At 43.6% G+C, this 16015-nt stretch carries 10 protein-coding genes; 3 read left to right on the top strand and 7 right to left on the bottom strand.

The features are described from left to right. Nucleotides 1–370: 370 nt before the first annotated feature. From IRJ18_RS14880 to IRJ18_RS14890, 3 genes are all read right to left on the bottom strand, one after another. Nucleotides 371–973: a fasciclin domain-containing protein gene (locus IRJ18_RS14880; RefSeq protein ID WP_194107111.1), complete on the bottom strand. Its 603-nt coding sequence runs from the start codon at nucleotides 971–973 to the stop codon at nucleotides 371–373. 120 nt (nucleotides 974–1093) lie between these two features. Further along, nucleotides 1094–4297 carry a DPP IV N-terminal domain-containing protein gene (locus IRJ18_RS14885; protein WP_194107112.1) on the bottom strand — a complete coding sequence of 1068 codons (3204 nt, stop codon included), beginning with the start codon at nucleotides 4295–4297 and terminating at the stop codon, nucleotides 1094–1096. 164 nt (nucleotides 4298–4461) lie between these two features. Continuing rightward, nucleotides 4462–6789, bottom strand: coding sequence for a penicillin-binding protein 1A (locus IRJ18_RS14890; protein WP_194107113.1), 2328 nt, complete (start codon nucleotides 6787–6789; stop codon nucleotides 4462–4464). A 380-nt stretch (nucleotides 6790–7169) separates the two neighbouring features. Between IRJ18_RS14890 and dnaK the strand changes: the two genes are divergently transcribed. Further along, entirely contained in the window at nucleotides 7170–9080 is a 1911-nt protein-coding gene (gene dnaK, locus IRJ18_RS14895; RefSeq protein WP_194107114.1) for a molecular chaperone DnaK, read from the top strand. Nucleotides 9081–9238: 158 nt separating this feature from the next. Here the strand turns inward: dnaK and IRJ18_RS14900 are convergent, their stop codons facing one another. Beyond that, nucleotides 9239–11545, bottom strand: coding sequence for a glycoside hydrolase family 31 protein (locus tag IRJ18_RS14900; protein ID WP_194107115.1), 2307 nt, complete (start codon nucleotides 11543–11545; stop codon nucleotides 9239–9241). A gap of 325 nt (nucleotides 11546–11870) precedes the next feature. Here IRJ18_RS14900 and IRJ18_RS14905 point away from each other — a divergent pair, with 325 nt between their 5' ends. Beyond that, nucleotides 11871–12263: a T9SS type A sorting domain-containing protein gene (locus IRJ18_RS14905; RefSeq protein WP_194107116.1), complete on the top strand. Its 393-nt coding sequence runs from the start codon at nucleotides 11871–11873 to the stop codon at nucleotides 12261–12263. Nucleotides 12264–12424: 161 nt separating this feature from the next. Here IRJ18_RS14905 and IRJ18_RS14910 read toward each other — a convergent pair whose 3' ends face one another. The 3 genes from IRJ18_RS14910 to IRJ18_RS14920 form a co-directional block, all read right to left on the bottom strand. Next, a complete protein-coding gene (locus tag IRJ18_RS14910) occupies nucleotides 12425–13324 on the bottom strand; it encodes a nucleotidyltransferase family protein (RefSeq protein WP_194107117.1) in 900 nt (299 codons plus the stop codon). A 69-nt stretch (nucleotides 13325–13393) separates the two neighbouring features. Beyond that, the gene (locus tag IRJ18_RS14915) at nucleotides 13394–14521 is read right to left on the bottom strand and encodes a M42 family metallopeptidase (protein WP_194107118.1); all 1128 of its coding nucleotides are present in this window, start codon (nucleotides 14519–14521) and stop codon (nucleotides 13394–13396) included. A 161-nt stretch (nucleotides 14522–14682) separates the two neighbouring features. Then, nucleotides 14683–15096 carry a GNAT family N-acetyltransferase gene (locus IRJ18_RS14920; protein WP_194107119.1) on the bottom strand — a complete coding sequence of 138 codons (414 nt, stop codon included), beginning with the start codon at nucleotides 15094–15096 and terminating at the stop codon, nucleotides 14683–14685. A 92-nt stretch (nucleotides 15097–15188) separates the two neighbouring features. Here IRJ18_RS14920 and IRJ18_RS14925 point away from each other — a divergent pair, with 92 nt between their 5' ends. Beyond that, nucleotides 15189–15866 carry a peptidase associated/transthyretin-like domain-containing protein gene (locus tag IRJ18_RS14925; RefSeq protein WP_194107120.1) on the top strand — a complete coding sequence of 226 codons (678 nt, stop codon included), beginning with the start codon at nucleotides 15189–15191 and terminating at the stop codon, nucleotides 15864–15866. Nucleotides 15867–16015: the final 149 nt, after the last annotated feature.

Consider the following 16015-nt stretch of genomic DNA (forward strand, 5'->3'; position numbering starts at 1 on the left):
AATACGTTTAATTAAACACAATAGTTTCCTGTTCGGACACCCATTGTTATTAATAAGTCGCAATAAAGATCAATGCCTTACAACTATTTATTAATAAGCTGTACCTACTACTGTTTAACGGATTTATTGGAATTATAATATAAAGAAAGCTGATAGCAGGAAATCGTTTTTAAAGCAGCATCGTATAAATTTGAGGCTAAAGCCATCTTATTATCCGAGCGTATCCCGTTGGCTGAAGCCAACGGCAATAAAAAATAAGGTAAGCATTTCATTGCCGTCCCATTTATGGGACGGTTTAGACAAAGTAAAAAGGCTGTAGCGTCAAAAACGGAGGAGAGTTTAAAAGCGATCCCTGAAGCTGACAGCTATTTTATATCACCTTTATTTTAGGAACAATTACACTATCAACCACATGCAGCATACCATTACTTTGTTCCACATCAAACTGACTGATCACGCACCTTCCGCCGGTTTCATCAGTTAATATAATATTGCCATATGCATCAAAAGTAGCTGTTAATTTGCTGCCGGCCAACGTAATATAGGTAGCCGCACCTTTATGCTCCTTTATGTTGCGCGATATATCTTTTGCACTTACTTTACCTGCAATGGCATGGTAAGTAACCAGGCTGCTCAAATCGTATTTATGGGCTGGCAGCAATAAGGTATCCAGCGCGCCTGCGGGCATTTTGGAAAATGCTGAATTAGTTGGGGCAAAAATAGTAATAGGGCCTTTGCTTTCAAATGTCTCGGTTAGTCCCGCTGCCTTTATCGCGTTAAGCAAAACGCTGTAATTTTTAGCATTGGTAAAGTTTTGAATAATATTTTGGCTGGATAGCATGATATAACCATTCACAGTCGCGCTCTTAACGCCTTTATTCTTCTGCAATTTCAGTGCAACGCTATCGGGTTTTTGTGCCATGGCTATGGCTACTACTAAATTCAACATCACAATTAACCAGGTCCTTTTCATTTATATACGATTAGAAAAAACAGTTATCAATTTGCCTGCCAAAACAAACAGGGTGCAAAACTAAAAAAAGGAAGCAGTATAAATTGCTTCCTTTTTTTATGTTGTTTAAAATATTGCTGCTTACCAGCCCGGTGTAAAGCCCAAGCCAAATACCGGCTTGCTCACATCAGTACGGTTAATTGGCCAGGCCAGGTAAGGTTCTAATATAAAGTAGCCAAATACATTTACCCTTAAGGATACACCAGCGCTTAAGGCCGGTACACGTTGGTTAGGATTGTAAACCGGGTCTTTAATTGGTTGGTTGGTTACCGGATCGGTAACTACGTTATTGCTGGCATCTAACCGGGTTTGATACCCGATCAGATCGGGACTAGTTTGAAATTTTATCTGGTTACCGGCATTCCAGGCTAAACCTGCATCAAAAAACAGGTTCAGATCTGAAAACAGGAATTTTGACTTAATAGCCGCCAGTTTCTCCGGGCCGGTAAACGGCAGCCTAACCTCAAAACTGCTTACTGCTATACGGCTGCCCGATAGCTGATCGATAGTGAAGCCGTTAGTTGGGGTTTTGTTATTATTACTATAAAACGTTTGCGATTCGTAACCACGGATAAGGAAAGGGTAACCCAGGTATAACGGGTACAAGTTATTTGCCGACCCAAAACGGCCATAGCCATATAGCCTGGCTGCAAATGTTACCGGCTTAACGCGCCAGTATTTATTCAGATCTATAGTTGGGGCAAAATAAGTATAAGTACCAAAGTTGTATTCGCCGCCTATACGGTACCTGAAACCATTTAATGGTGCTGCGATACCGAAATACGAGTTATCGCCTACAAAAGCGGTATTAAAGTTAAACACGGTGAAGGGTTGCAGGCTAACGCCTCCATTGGCAGGGTCGGATTCGTAATCGGCACGGGAAATGTGGTGTTTTTGAAAATCGATGGTATAGCCGTTAGCATCATAATAGGTGCTGTATCGATCTACGCGGTATGAATAATAAGCCGCGCCGGCACCAAATTCAATACGGTTAACTTTAGAAAAAGGATAGGCTATAAACGCCCCTACCTGGTCCTGGAATATCCTTATAATATCGTACCTTTCCTCGTAGGCGGGGATACTTTGATTATTATAGGTATAAGTAGTAGGCACTATATTATAAGTAGCGTATTGATACGGAATATGCGATATGCTGGTACCAAAATTCCAGCGGCTTTGCTGGTTAATGTAAGTAAGCTGACCGCCAAAATCATAAACCTCGCCATTTACAGCGGCGCCGGCATAAATTTGGTTACGCCCCAAAATATCGCTGAACACACCCTGGATACCGCTGGCCAAACCTGTACCATAGTTACTTACGCCTACACCAACACCGCTGCTGGCCAAGTAATCCAGCTTAAATTGCGGACGGTATTTTATCTGGCGGATAGAATCGGCAGGGATACGCGGATAGGATAAATAATTGTTCAGGTTAGCGTTCAGCAAATCTACACCCACTGCTTTAAATGGCGGCAGCATAGCAGCATCATAATTGGTTTCCTGCGGTTGCACAACTACCGGTTTAAAATCACTCTCCTTAGCATTGTAGAAGGTATATTTCTGTGCTTTATAATAAGAGTACAATACATCGTTATTGGCAGAAATGCTCAGCGCGGGCGAGAACTCGGTGATACCGCTGATACCCGTAAACAGGTTAGTCATTTGCTCAACCTTACCATCGGCCAGGGTATAACGGTACAGGTTGCGGAAACCATCGCGGTTACTCAGGAAATAAACCTGCTTGCCATCCGACGAATAGACCGGGTTAAGGTTATTGGCACCGTTAAATACATTGATATCAGTTACTTTACCGGTAGCTATATCCAGTTCGGCCAGGTTAAAGGATATGGCCTGCGAGGTGGTGTTCTGATCGTAAGTTTTGCGGTCGCTGCTAAAGATGATCTTTTTACCATCCCTTGAAAAACTTGGCTGGTAATCTGAGTATTTATCGTTGGTTAGCTGGGTAACCTTTTTATCTTTAAAGCTGTACATATATAAGTCGCCCTGGCCTTCAGATAAACCCTGAAATACGATATGGTCGCCATCAGGGCTCCACGACAGGTTACTGAACTGCTCGGCTTTACCCATAGAAATTTCATCGATCACCTTGCCGCTCGGTATCTCTACCACCAGCATTTTGTTACGGCCCTTGCTAAAAATACTGAAGGCAAACTTCTTACCATCGGGCGACCATGTACCTGCCGATTCTATAAAGTTAAACTCATCAATATGCGTATTGCTAACCTTGCTGGTGAGTTTCGTTATTATCCGCCCTGTATGCGCATCGGCCAGGAAGAGGTCTATCGTAAACAATTCCTTACTGGAAAGGAACGTGACGTAATTACCATCAGGACTAACCGATGGGGCCACTGTATAATCGCCGCCGGTTTTATAATCTATCAGTTTCTTACCCACCGGGGTATTCACGGTATCTTTTACATAAGGCTTATAAGCACTTACTATCGCATTTTTCCATAAGGCCGACAGCGTTTTCTCATCATATCCAAATGTCCTGCGGATACCGTATTCCAGGCCAAAACGGGCTGTATTTTTAAAGAACGGCACTATAATAGTATCACCGTAAGTAGACCCCAGGAACGACCAGAACGCCTCGCCATAACGATATGGAAAGTATTTATTTGTCTCTGTTAAATCCTTTACCGATGGGATATCTTTGGTTTGATAAGCATCGCGCATCCACATAGCTGTATAAGCATCCTTTTTACCAATGGACAGGTATTCGGCCATACCCTCAATCATCCACAGCGGGATATTGTTGATGTTATCCGTATTGGTGGTATCGTTACCCAATAGCAAATGGTATTGGAAAGCGTGCACCAATTCGTGCCCTATTACGTGGCGGGTAGTTTGGTTGGTTTCCATTATCGGCATCACCACACGGTTTTTCAGGCCTTCGGTTATACCGCCGGTACCTACATCAATTTCGCCATCAATAGCGGTAGTTTGTTGAAAATCGGGATGGTTAGCGTAAAGGATAATTGGGTTAGCCTTCCGGAAGGTATCCCGGAATATTTGCTGGTGCAGTGTATACCATAGCTCGCTTTCCTGCGCAAAACGCTTTAGCAGGCTATCGTTCTTCATGTAGTAATAGATCTCGAAGTGCGGGGTTTTGTACACTTTAAAATCCAGTTTTTTATAGCGCACCTTGTTTTGTCCGAAATATTGCGCGCTGGCCGACTGGCTAACAAACAAACCCGCCAATAAACAAATGCTTATCGCGATATATTTTTTTGCCTTTCTCAATAGGTAGTAATTATTATCCATATAAAGGGTATTGAGCTATTTTAACGTATAAATTTAAACTTATTGCGCCACTTAAAAAAGAGGCTCGTATTTATATATGCCATCTATAACGTCACGTAAACTATCCCGGTACTATCGGTTATTACGCTAACAGCCAGCAAAATGCTACGCCTGCCTGGTATTGCTTACCGCGGTGGTTTTTGTTCCGTCTTTTCCGGTTCAATTGGCTGTGGTTGTTGCGTAGGTACAGCCGATGTATCTACCGGCGCCCAACTGCTGTCTACCTCACCACTGTCCCTGGCCATACGCGGCGATGGGCAATTATACTCTTTAGTGATCTTAACAAAGGGTTTAGGGAACGGCCCATAGGTATAACCCGATTTTGGATCGGCATAAACCTTTTCCATAAAGGCGCCGAATATTGGCAATGCCGTGTGCGAACCTTCCCCACTTTCGCTGGAATTAAAGTGCACGCTCCTGTCATCTGCCCCCACCCATATGCCTGTCACCAGGTCCTTAGTAATGCCCATATACCAACCATCTACGTAATCGCTTGATGTACCGGTTTTGCCGCCTATCTGGTTATCTTTTTTCCAAAGCCCATTATATTCCCACAGGGCTTGCGATGTACCACCTGGTTCCTCCATCCCGCCGCGGAACATGTACAGCATCAACCATGCTACTTCCGGGCTGATCACCTGCTCTTGTTTTAATGTCCACTCGCCTACCACATTGCCCTGCTGGTCGGTAATTTTCGTTACCAGCAGCGGGTCTACCTTTTGGCCCTTGTTCAGGAAGGTGCTATAGGCCCGTACCATTTCGTAAACTGAAACATCATTTGATCCCAGTGAAACCGACGGTATAGCTTTCAGCGGGCTTTCGATACCTACTTTATGCGCATAATCCACAATTTTATCCCAGCCAACTTTTTCTGTTACCTGTGCAGTAATACTGTTTACCGATTTACCCATAGCCCAGCGCAGCGACATATCCATATAACTGAACTTAAAATCGGCATTGTTGGGCGACCAGGTTTCTTGTTTACCATCATAGGTATAACTGATCGATACGGGCTTATCGGTAAACTTATCGCAGGGGGTGTAACCGTTATCCAGCGCGGTGAGATAAGCAAACGGCTTGAATGTACTACCAGCCTGGCGTTTAGCCTGATTGACGTGATCGTACTTAAAATATTTATAGTCTATCCCCCCTATCCAAACTTTTATTTTTCCGGTTGATGGTTCCATGGTCATCATACCCGTGTTCAGCAATTTGGTATAATATTTTATAGAATCTACACTGCTTAGCACGGTATCGCGCTCGCCGTGCCAGGTAAAAACCCGCATCTTCTTTTTAGCTTCGAAGTATTTATTTATCTGCACCGTATCGCCGTTGTACTTTTTATTAAGTACGGCATAAACCGGTAAACGTTGCTCAGCTTTCAGCAGAAAGTCTTTAATCTCCACACCCTTACTATCCCTCCATGGGTTTTTGTTACCCCAGATGCCATAAAAACGCCTTTGCAGCATTTTCATTTTCTCGGCTACGGCTTCCTCGGCATATTTTTGCAGGCGGCTATCTATGGTAGTATATATCTTCAGGCCATCCTCGTACAGGTCGTAATCATTATCCTTGCACCATTTTTTCAGCCATTTCTCTACTGCCTGGCGCAGGTAACTATCGCCGGTCGATTCATTATCTACAAAACTCAGGTCGAGGCCCAGCGGTTTAGCCACATTGGCATCATATTCCTGTTTTTTCAGGTAACCATATTTCTCCATTTGTCCCAGCACGATGTTACGGCGCTGCAACGACTTATCGGGATTATTAATAGGGTTATAGGTTGATGTTGCCTTCAGCATGCCTATTAGTGTTGCTGCTTCAGCGGGGTTCAGCACATCGGGGGTTTTATTGAAATATTTTAGCGATGCTGTTTTGATACCGAACGAATTATTGCCAAACGGTACCGTATTAAAATACATGGTCAGTATTTGCTGCTTATTATAAACGTGTTCAATTTTGTACGCCGTCAGCCATTCCTTTATCTTATACACTACGGTACGCAGTACCGGGATATGCCTGATGAGCCCCTGCGATTTCCTTTTACGGGTGCTGAACAGGTTTTTGCCCAATTGCTGTGTAATGGTACTGCCGCCACGCTTATCGCCTTTAGCGGTAGAAACCATACTGGTAAAAAAGCCATAGAAATCGACCCCGCCATGTTTGTAAAAACGCACATCCTCTGTAGCGACTAATGCGTGTACCAGGTTGGGCGATATTTTATTGTATTCAACCGGCGAACGGTTCTCGTGATAATACTTACCTATCAGGGTGCCATCTGAATAATAAACCTCACTGGCAACGGAGATAACGGGGTTTCTAATATCCTGCATATCAGGAGTATAACCAAACAGCCAAAGGAAATTAAGTTCGATGGCACAGAAAAACAGGATAACAAAATATATGAATATGGTGAAATACCGCAGGTATTTATTACTGATGCTTTTGAACATGTGGTAAATATGGAAAATTATGCCGCTATAACCTAACAGCAGACACAAATTTAACAACGTAATTTTGAAAGCGGAATTGTGTTAGTATAATTTCAACCGTTTTAATCAAATTATACCTATTGCTACTTAATCTCACCAATTTACTATCCTTAAAAAGCTGAATAAGATCAATAATTATTTAGTCTTGATTTTTAGCGTTGAATTAAATCAATCTCTGCCAACCTGTCACCGTTCCGTCACATCCTATGACGATTTAATACGTTTTTTGACTTTTACCTTTTGACTTTCGACTTGAAAAACTGCCATAATCACATTGGCACAGCCATTGTTAATATAGCTGTGTTAAGTAATTTATAAGTAAAGGAAAAAATCAATCATATATGTCTAAAATCATTGGAATCGACTTAGGAACAACAAACTCCTGTGTGGCAGTAATGGAAGGTAACGAACCCGTAGTTATTGCTAACAGCGAGGGTAAACGTACTACACCATCTGTAGTGGCGTTTGTGGATAATGGCGAGCGTAAAGTAGGCGACCCTGCTAAACGCCAGGCCATCACTAATCCAACCAAAACCGTTTCATCAATTAAACGCTTTATGGGTAACCAGTTTAACGAGGTTACTAAAGAAGCTGATCGCGTACCTTACAAAGTGGTTAAAGGTGATAACAACACCCCACGTGTAGAGATAGGCGACCGTAAATATACGCCACAGGAAATTTCGGCTATGATACTTCAGAAAATGAAGAAAACTGCCGAGGATTTCTTAGGTCAGGAAGTTACGGAGGCGGTTATTACCGTACCCGCTTACTTTAACGACGCGCAACGCCAGGCTACCAAAGAAGCCGGTGAAATTGCTGGCTTAACCGTTAAACGTATTATTAACGAGCCTACCGCTGCTGCCCTTGCCTATGGCCTGGACAAAGCACACAAGGATATGAAAATTGTGGTGTTTGACTGCGGTGGTGGTACACATGACGTTTCTGTACTGGAACTGGGTGATGGTATCTTCGAAGTAAAATCAACCGATGGTGATACCCACCTTGGCGGTGACGACTTTGACCAGGTAATTATTGACTGGCTGGCAGACGAATTTAAAAACGAAGAAGGCATTGACTTGCGTAAAGACCCAATGGGCTTACAACGTTTAAAAGAAGCTGCTGAGAAAGCTAAAATAGAATTATCAAGCACTACCCAAAGCGAAATTAACCTGCCATATGTTACGGCTGTTGATGGTATGCCTAAGCACTTGGTTAAATCATTAACCCGTGCAAAATTTGAGCAACTGGCCGATAGCCTGATCAAACGCACTATCGAGCCTTGTAAAACTGCTTTGAAAAATGCAGGTTACAGCGTATCTGATATCGACGAGATCATCCTGGTAGGTGGTTCAACCCGTATCCCTGCTATACAGGATGCTGTACAGAAATTCTTTGGTAAAGCCCCATCAAAAGGTGTTAACCCTGATGAGGTAGTTGCTATTGGTGCAGCTATACAAGGTGGTGTATTAACCGGCGAGGTTAAAGACGTATTATTGTTAGACGTTACCCCGCTTTCGTTAGGTATTGAAACCATGGGTGGTGTAATGACCAAACTGATTGAAGCTAACACTACTATCCCAACAAAAAAATCGGAAGTATTCTCTACCGCTTCAGACAGTCAGCCATCTGTAGAGATACACATTTTACAGGGCGAGCGCCCAATGGCTTCGGCAAACCGTACCATAGGCCGTTTCCACCTGGATGGTATACCACCAGCACCGCGCGGTGTTCCTCAAATTGAAGTAACCTTCGATATTGACGCTAACGGTATATTGCATGTATCTGCTAAAGATAAAGCGACCGGTAAAGAGCAGAAGATCCGTATCGAAGCTTCTTCAGGTTTAACTGAGGCCGAGATCAAGAAGATGAAAGATGAAGCTGAAGCAAATGCCGAAGCCGACAGGATAGCTAAAGAGGAAGTTGAAAAACTGAACTCAGCCGATGCCCTGATCTTCAGCACTGAAAAACAGTTGAAAGAGTACGGCGATAAAATCCCTGCTGACAAAAAAGCACCTATTGAAGAGGGTTTGAAAAAACTGAAGGATGCTTATGCTGCCAAAAACCTGGCTGATATTGATGCTGCACAAACAGAACTAAATGCTTCATGGCAGGCTGCTTCTGAAGATATGTACAAAGCATCGGCAGAAGCCGGTCAACCAGGCCCTGATGCAGGTGCCGGTCAGCAAGCAGGTGCCAAGCCAGAGGGCGGCGCCGACAGCGTAACTGATGTTGACTTCGAAGAAGTAAAATAATTTCATCAAGTATATAAATTGAAAGCCCCGCCGGATTTTTCCGGCGGGGCTTTTTGATTGTATATCTTTGTCATTGCGAGCGGCAGCGTGGCAATCTCGTAGTACGCAAATCATACTACGAGATTGCCACGTCGCTACGCTCCTCGCAATGACAAAAATTAAAAAGCAATAACCATCTCATCCCTTAATAACTCCACCACCTTATCCTTCATCTTCTCAAAGCCATGCCAAACAAAACGCACCTTACTAAATCTCGATTCAAATCTCCCTTCAACAACCGATAAAACCACCTGCTTCTTCCTTGGGTCGAAGCTAATCTCGCGCTTATAATAACTACCCTGCTCGTAATCATAACTAACACCGTCGTCCTCATAATAGGTGAATGATGTAGCTTGCTTGCCATTCCAAATGTGAAGCTGCAAAACGCCGTCACCTGTCTCGTTTGTATTTTGCACTACGCTTTGCATAGGAATAATGGCGCCCGCTTTTACAAACACGGGAAGATCGGTCAACAGCGCCTCTGCTTTAACCTCTTTGCCACCATTAATTTTTTTATCAGTGCTCAAGCGGTACCATTCGCCGGGGGGCATGTAAACTTTAATGGCACGTTCGGTACTGGCTACCGGTGCCACCAAAATGTTATCGCCAAACATGAACTGGTTTTGATAGATATGTTCGTACACAATTTCGTCAAACGGATATTGAATAGCCAGCGTGCGGTTAATTGGTAACCCTGTTTGGTGCGATTGATAGAAGGACGAATAAATGTATGGTAGCAATTTATAGCGTTGCTCAATATCTTTTTTAATGATCTTCTCGTTTTGTTTACCCCAGCGCCATGGCTCGCGCATAGCGGTATCTATCATGGCATGGTTACGGAACATGGGGGTGTAAACACCAAGCGAATTCCAGCGTACCATTAATTCGGGGGTGGGGTTGCCGCTAAAGCCCCCTATATCAACACCGGTGAATGCTACCCCGGTTATGCCCAAACTATTTACCAGACGGCAGCCCAGCAACATATGCGCATCGTTAGCCGTATTATCACCCGTCCACACCGCCGAATAACGCTGTATACCGGCATAAGCAGCCCGGGTGAGCACAAAGGGCCGTTGGCCTTGTAAAAGATGTTTAGTGCCCTTATAAGTACCCCGCGACATTTGCATACCATAAGCATTCCGTACCTCTGGCATATAATGCTCGCCAAACTTCACCATATTGGGAATATTCTGTCCCCAGGCGGCAGGTTCATTCATATCGTTCCAAAAACCTGCCACGCCGGGTTCTGTCAGCGCACTGAACGATTTACCCCACCAGTCGCGCACTTTAGCATCGTAAAAATTAGGGAAGTGGCAGCGTCCGGGCCATACCTCGCCAATATATTTTTCGCCATTGGGATAAGTAGCAAAGTAGTCGTTTGCTACTCCTTCATCATATTGTTTGTAGCCTTCCTCTATTTTAATGCCGGGGTCGACAATAGTTACTAACCTGAAGCCCATCGCTTTTAGTTCATCTATCAATCCTTTCGGATCGGGAAAAGTCTTCTTATCCCAGGTGAATATTTTATAGCCGTCCATATAATCGATATCGCAGTACAACACATCGGCCGGGATGTTGCATTTGCGGAAGTTGCGGGCTATGTCCAGCAGTTCACCGGCGCTCATATAGCTCCAGCGACATTGCTGGTAGCCCAGGCTCCAAAGGGGCGGCATTTCCATCCTGCCAGTCAGCCAGGTATAATCTTTTATAATTTCGGCCACACCCTGCGCACCAAAGAAGTAATAATTCATGTCGCCGCCATCGGCGCCAAGCCAATACATGCTATGGTCGGTACTGGCGCCAAAATCGAAATAGGAACGATGGGTATTATCCAGGAAAAAGCCGTAAGTAAGGCCGCTATGTAAGCCCACAAAAAACGGGAAGGTTTTATACAAAGGGTCGGATTTGGCATGATAATCAACCGCGTCGGTATTCCAGTTTATATAACTGCTGCCACGCCGGTCAAGGTTCCCGGTTTTCTCGCCCAGACCAATAAAACGTTCGCCCTTAAACATACGGCGATAGTTGGTTACGCTTTCTCCCTGCCAAACAGTACCAAAGCGTTCATCATCGCCACTTAACAAAATGCCATCGGGGGTGTAAAAGTTAAATCGTAGCGGTGCTTTGGTGATACGAAGTTCTAATTCGCCGGTATAAATGGATAGCTCATCCGCCGATTCATCATATCTGAGATTGCCTTCAGGTGATTGTATGACCGCGAATGAATGATCGGTGGTGTTAAAATGCTTACTGATATTTACCCGGATAATGGTTGGCGAGTAAACCCAAACCCTGGCTTCTGCCTGCGGGGTTTTTAGAATAATATGATTTTCTTTCTGACTGATATGCTGGGTGTTTCCTGATAGTTCGACTTGCATAATAAAAGAACAGGCTTTTGAAGCATTGGTTTGTAAAAAACAACACATTGCAATAACAGGTAATGAAACAGGCTGATCTGCCTCCCGGTAGTTATCAGTGGACAATCGTTCAATCAAGAGCTATCACCAATTAAACTCTTCCATTCATCTACCAACCTTACAAACCAATAGATGAAGCCCCCTATTTTATCTATCAACCGCCCAAAATGTACTATATCATACTGTTTTTGCTGTTATAGTGCGTTATCGGGTGTTTGTCGATTTATAACGCAAGATGGTCTATTACATATTTTTAACCGGGAAAGAAGTTGTTGTTTTGGTCATTGAAACAATCAAACAAAAAATATTTATCAAATAAAAAAACTCAATAATCATGAAAACTTTCATCAAATCTTCAGCACTTTTAGTAGTATTAGCTTTATTAAGCACAGGTGTATTTGCAACCGATAAAACAACCGGCCCTGCCGCGGAAAAACAAGATGTAATTTCGTTCAATCCCCTTTTAACTGATTTTGGTATTTCTGTAATGGTGCGCAAAGCAAACGTAAACGACTCGTTTGTAACTATCAACGATGCTCAGGGTAATATTATTTTTAAGGATAAATTAGCTGGAAAAAATACCTTTTCAAAAAAAGGGTATGACCTGAGCGAATTAGCCGATGGCGATTACACCGTTAAGGTTACTTCTAACAACACCGTGTCTGAAAGAATAGTACACATTTACCGTGATGACAACGATAAAAAATTATTCTTCTTCAAAATATAATAATAGGTTAAGTTAAAGTTTAGTTAAATGTAAAAATCCCGCTCAAAAGGCGGGATTTTTGTTTGGAGCCTCACCCCAACCCTCTCCAAAGGAGAGGACACAGAAATAAGTACTCATGAATGCTTTAAAACCCTCTCCTTTGGAGAGGGCAGGTTGAGGCCTTACGCCCACAAATTACTTGGGTAGGTGCCATTGGCTACCAAATTTGAGATACTTTGCTGCACAATAGGCTTATCTTCCTTATAAGTTACGCCAAACCACTTAGAAGCAGTTGGTATAACTTTAAAATCAGCAGTGCCGGTTTTTATCAGTTCATCGGCCACCAACGGGATAAAGAATTCGGCTTTAGGGTTGTTTTCATTAGCCGCCACAAACCGCTTAAACATTTCTTCGCTCTGTTTAAACACGGCCGGGGTAAAGCCCCAGAAGTTCATAGATACACGGGTATCTTCGGGCAGCGGGCTTTCGCCGTTCGCATCTTTATAAACAATGCCGCCGTCCTTAAAATAAACTTCTGTGCGCTCGGTTACGCCAACCATGTTGCCCTTATCGTCGATATCGCAAACACCGCGCGATACTGAACCATATTCAGACAATGTATTGCCGATCTGATAACCCACCAGCGAGTAATGATCGTCGCGTACTTCGCTGGTCAGGAACTTGGCCATTTTTTCAAAAGCATCATAGCCATAATAATCATCAGCGTTTATCACACAAAAAGGCTCGTGTACCTGGTTGCGGGCCGCTAATACCGCATGGGCAGTTCCCCATGGTTTGGCGCGCTCAATAGTTTTATCAATACCAAAAGGTTTAAGGTCGTAGCTTTGAAAAACATAATCGGTCTCTACACGGCCTTTCAGCTTAGGTTCAAATATGGCTTTAAACGAATCCAGGAACTCTTCGCGGATGATAAAGCTTACCTTACCGAAGCCCGCTTTAATGGCATCGTAAATAGAATAGTCGATAATGGTTTCGCCATTAGGGCCAAAGCCGTCAACCTGTTTCATGCTGCCATAGCGGCTGGCCATGCCTGCGGCCAATATTAAAAGTGTTGGTTTCATTGTTTTAATTGGTGATGATATTTGCTATTGTAAAAGGTGATTTTTGTTAAATGGTTTTAAGATCGGCAATTATTTTATATACCTGAAATCCTGCCCTGCTTCAATATTCAATAATGTTTCATAAATCAGGCTGATCACGTTATCTACGTCCTCTTTATGGATCATCTCAACCGTGGTATGCATATAGCGCAGCGGTAGCGATATTAATGCCGATGGCACACCATCGTTTGAATAGGCAAACGCATCGGTATCGGTACCTGTAGACCGTGAAGAAGCCTGGCGCTGGAAAGGGATATTTGCCTTTTCGGCAGTCGCTATCAGTAATTTGTTCAGGTTGTTTTGTACCGCCGGTGCATAAGATACCACCGGTCCGCGGCCGCAAGCCAAATCGCCCTGGGTTATTTTATTGATCATCGGCGTACCGGTGTCATGTGTAACATCGGTCACAATGGCAACGTTAGGTTTTATGCGGTGGGCTATCATCTCTGCACCACGCAGGCCAATTTCTTCCTGTACGGCGTTTACGATATACAACCCGAACGGCAGCTTCTTTTTGTTTTCTTTCAGCAAGCGGGCAACCTCGGCAATCATAAAGCCGCCGGCACGGTTATCCAGCGCGCGGCCAACGTAGTAACGGTTGTTCAGCACCATAAACTCGTCTTCGTAGGTAATTACGCAACCTACATGGATGCCCAATGCTTCAACCTCGTCTTTAGTGGTGCAGCCGCAATCAAGAAAAATGTTTTTTAACGATGGGGCTTCTTCCTTTTCGCCACCTAAACGGGTGTGGATAGCAGGCCAGCCGAATACCGCTTTTACAATGCCCTTATCGGTATGGATATTCACCCGTTTTGATGGGGCGATCTGATGATCGGAACCACCATTACGAATAACGTAGATCAAACCATCGTTAGTAATGTAGTTTACAAACCACGATATCTCATCGGCGTGGGCTTCAATTACTACCTTGTATTCGGCTGTTGGATTAATTACGCCTACGGCCGTACCGTAATTATCGGTGTAATATTCGTCGATATAGGGTTTAATATAATCCAGCCATAGTTGCTGCCCCATGTATTCAAAGCCGGTTGGCGATGGGTTATTGATATATTTTTCAAAGAAGGCTAAAGAGGCATCGGTGACAACCGGGACATGCTGTTTTTTATCCTTATTATCCTCAGTGTTTTTTTTAGACATAAGTGTTCTGCTTTAACTACCGCAGTGCGCAAATATAACAAAGCGGTTGATAATGCAATAATTAATACGGTACAGTGTGTGCTTTTTACACAATGTCATGAAAAAAGATTTATCTCCCCGCTATTAAACCTATTAATTCTCTTTACCATCAAATTGGCAAATCAAATGGCCTTTTCCATAATCACATAGTTTAATCCATTTTTGCTGAATGTTTCTCCGGTTTCTGCAAACCCGGCTTTAGTATAAAAATCGGTAGCAGTATCGCGGGCATTGCACCACAGGCGCTTGCCTCCGTTTTCAATAGCGTAATCAGTAATATATTGTAAAAGCATAGCCCCAACACCCTTGCCCTGCATGGGCGTATCTATAGCAAACTTGCGGAACTGGAAATCGGCGCCTGTATTAAATAAAGAAACAACGCCTGTCAGTTTGCCCTCAACAAAAGCGCCGAAATGCGTGCCGTGGTCATCTTCAGGCATGGCCATGTTATGTTTATACTCGCTGGGGTAAAGTATGTCGCGTCGCAGCTGCCAGGTAAGCTCCTGCGTAATTTGTTCTATGTCAACCTGGGGCATCGCTATGTAGGGCAATTGTTAAATGTAGTGCAAATGTGTTAAATATAAAACCAATAGTCAATTAAGCAGGTTGTAGTATGTAACTTGCTGCCATGAAAACGAAATACTTTGTGTTTATTATCCTATTTTTTGCCATCAGGCCCCTGCATGCACAGATATTAAAAGGCTCGGTTGTTGAATTGGGGAAGAACCAGCGGATATCAAATGTTTTTATACGCGATATGAATAGTAAGTCGGTTGCATTGAGCGATAAGAAAGGGAATTTTGACATTAGCACCGAACCCGGGCATACCTTGATATTTTCATCGCCGGGATATGTATCAGACACCTTATATGTAACTGATATGAAATATAAACGGGTTGAAATGGTTGTACAGGGAATAGCATTACGCGAAGTAAATATTTCGGCTACCCGTACTACATTTAACCCGCGGGTTGAGTATGCCGACGTTTACCGTAAAAGTAAGGTTTACCCCATGTCGCCAAGTACCTGGTTTAGTAGAGAAGGCCGGAACGCACGGCGGTTAAAACGCTACTTTGAACGCGAGGAACAAGAGCGGCATATCGATTCGGTATTTAACCGGGTTTATGTAAGCAGCATTGTGCCCCTGCGTGGCCAGGAGCTGGAAGATTTCATGACACTGTACCGCCCAACCTATGCTTATATAATGAATAACAATGGCCCTTCGCTGGCAGCCTACATTAACGACTCTTACAAAAAGTGGAAGGCACTGCCGCCCGGGAAAAGGAAGACGCAGCGGTTATATTAGTAAGGGGGATAACCGTCAGTAAATAATATCACCAAACGTTCCGATGGAACGTCGTAAATAATTTGCATAATACCCTACCTACCCATCGTTCCTACGGAACGGCATTTATTCATCCCATAGGATCGTTTTGGTAGGTAGAATAAATATCT

Source organism: Mucilaginibacter boryungensis, assembly GCF_015221995.1.
Taxonomy (GTDB): Bacteria; Bacteroidota; Bacteroidia; order Sphingobacteriales; family Sphingobacteriaceae; genus Mucilaginibacter; species Mucilaginibacter boryungensis.

Coding starts and splice junctions, on each gene's coding strand:
- IRJ18_RS14905 (WP_194107116.1), top strand. CDS start 11,871: ATGAAAACTTTCATCAAATCTTCAGCACTTTTAGTAGTATTAGCTTTA.
- IRJ18_RS14885 (WP_194107112.1), bottom strand. CDS start 4,297: ATGGATAATAATTACTACCTATTGAGAAAGGCAAAAAAATATATCGCG.
- IRJ18_RS14890 (WP_194107113.1), bottom strand. CDS start 6,789: ATGTTCAAAAGCATCAGTAATAAATACCTGCGGTATTTCACCATATTC.
- IRJ18_RS14910 (WP_194107117.1), bottom strand. CDS start 13,324: ATGAAACCAACACTTTTAATATTGGCCGCAGGCATGGCCAGCCGCTAT.
- IRJ18_RS14900 (WP_194107115.1), bottom strand. CDS start 11,545: ATGTGTTGTTTTTTACAAACCAATGCTTCAAAAGCCTGTTCTTTTATT.
- IRJ18_RS14920 (WP_194107119.1), bottom strand. CDS start 15,096: ATGCCCCAGGTTGACATAGAACAAATTACGCAGGAGCTTACCTGGCAG.
- IRJ18_RS14880 (WP_194107111.1), bottom strand. CDS start 973: ATGAAAAGGACCTGGTTAATTGTGATGTTGAATTTAGTAGTAGCCATA.
- IRJ18_RS14915 (WP_194107118.1), bottom strand. CDS start 14,521: ATGTCTAAAAAAAACACTGAGGATAATAAGGATAAAAAACAGCATGTC.
- IRJ18_RS14925 (WP_194107120.1), top strand. CDS start 15,189: ATGAAAACGAAATACTTTGTGTTTATTATCCTATTTTTTGCCATCAGG.
- dnaK (WP_194107114.1), top strand. CDS start 7,170: ATGTCTAAAATCATTGGAATCGACTTAGGAACAACAAACTCCTGTGTG.